A 1658-nucleotide genomic window follows, 5' to 3' on the forward strand; every position below is an offset into this window, starting at 1 on the left:
CGGCGGTTGTCAACGTACTTGTCGCGTCACTTCATGCGGACTGCTTTAGTTCTTCCGGCTGCATGCGCTCCGGATTGAGCCAGACTTCATCCTTCAATTTCCAGTTGCGCGTCGATCGGGACCAACGCCTTGGATTGCGCTGCCTGGCCTCTGCATAAACGACCTCACGTTGCGCAAGCACTGCGGTCGCCACCCCGTTATGGCGCTGCACCGGCGTGACGAATTTCAGGCCGCTGTGTTTGTGCTCATGGTTGTACCAGCGCACGAACTGCTGCGTCCAGGCCCGTGCCTCATCCACGTTGCCGAACGGCTTGCGTGGGTAGTCGGGCCGGTACTTGCAGGTCCGGAACAGCGACTCCGCGTACGGGTTGTCGTTACTCACACGCGGCCGGCTAAACGAGGCCACGACCCCCAGGTTTTCCAGGGTGGCGAGCATCGTCGCACCCTTCATCGGGCTGCCGTTGTCCGAGTGCAGCACCAGGGGACGTCCTGCCAGGCCCTCAGCCAGACTGGCACGCCGCATCAGCAACGCGGCCAGTTCCGCCGATTCGGCTTCATGCACTTCGTGACCGACAATCTTGCGGCTGAACACGTCCAGCATCATGTACCAGTAGTAGTACTGGCCCTTGACCGCCGCCGGCAGCCACGTAATGTCCCACGACCAGACCTGGTTCGGTGCCGTCGCACAATGACTGGTCACCACCCGGGCCGAGGGCTTGCGCGCACGACCCCGGTGGTGGTGCTGCGAAGCGCTGCGCAGCACGCGGTAAAAGCTCGATTCCGACGCGACATACACGCCGCGATCCGCCAGGCTCGGCACGATCTGGCTGGGTGGCAGGCTGGCAAACTCCGCACAGTTTGCGACTTCCAGAATCTGCTGCCGTTCGGCCTCACTCAGTTTGTTTCGCGGCGGCGGCCGCCCGGTCATCGTGCGGCCATCGGCGAGCACCGCGTCGCCGTTACCCACCCAGCGCTGGAACGTGCGCAGGCTCAGGCCCAGCTCGTTGCAGGCCTGCTCCAGCCGGCAGCCTGACTGCGCCGCCTCGCGTATCAACGATATACATAACAGGCGATCCGGGACGTTGATTAATCGTCCTCTTTGTCTCCCCAGATCGCCTGGGCTTTTTTTCTCAGAATCAGCAACGCAGCCGCTTCCGCCAGCGCCTTCTCCTTGCGCTGCAATTCCTTCTCGAGCTGCTGGATGCGCTTTTTGTCGTCCTTCGACTGCTGGCGCTGCTCGCGTGCCTGCTCTGTGGCATTCGCATTGGCCGAACGACAAGCGGCCCGCCAGGCGGCTATCTGTTCTGGATAAAGACCCTTTCGACGGCAATACTCGGCCAGCTCCGCTGCATTGAGCGGCGCGCTCTCCAGCACTACTGCAAACTTGTCCTCCGAAGACCATCCTTCGGGATTCTTCCCATCGCCAGGCACGACCAACCCTTGTCCTTTCGCCTGTCGGCGCCACGTGTACAACGTCTGTTCGGTAATTCCCGTTTCCCTGGCCAGTGCCGACACCAGCGCGTTTTCCGGCGGCATCATGCGCCGCACCAGCGCTTCCTTTCTTTCTGCTGAGTAGGCTTTCATTCACCCTGATTTTACCGCCCCCGGACCATGTCTATAGGAATCAGATAACACGACAAGTAGTCTGACGCCGGGGG

The 1658-nt window shown here is 61.7% G+C and carries 1 protein-coding gene; it reads right to left on the reverse strand.

The features are described from left to right. Nucleotides 1–31 precede the first annotated feature (31 nt). Nucleotides 32–1584, reverse strand: a protein-coding gene (locus tag M0D67_RS41945) for an IS3 family transposase (RefSeq protein ID WP_266243668.1) whose coding sequence is annotated in 2 segments (ribosomal slippage) — nucleotides 32–1122 and nucleotides 1122–1584 — 1554 coding nt in all. Because the reading frame shifts where the segments join, the coding sequence is not laid out codon by codon here. Between the last annotated feature and the right edge of the window lie 74 nt (nucleotides 1585–1658).

It is taken from the genome of Paraburkholderia sp. SECH4, assembly GCF_030511745.1.
Taxonomy (GTDB): Bacteria; Pseudomonadota; Gammaproteobacteria; order Burkholderiales; family Burkholderiaceae; genus Paraburkholderia; species Paraburkholderia madseniana.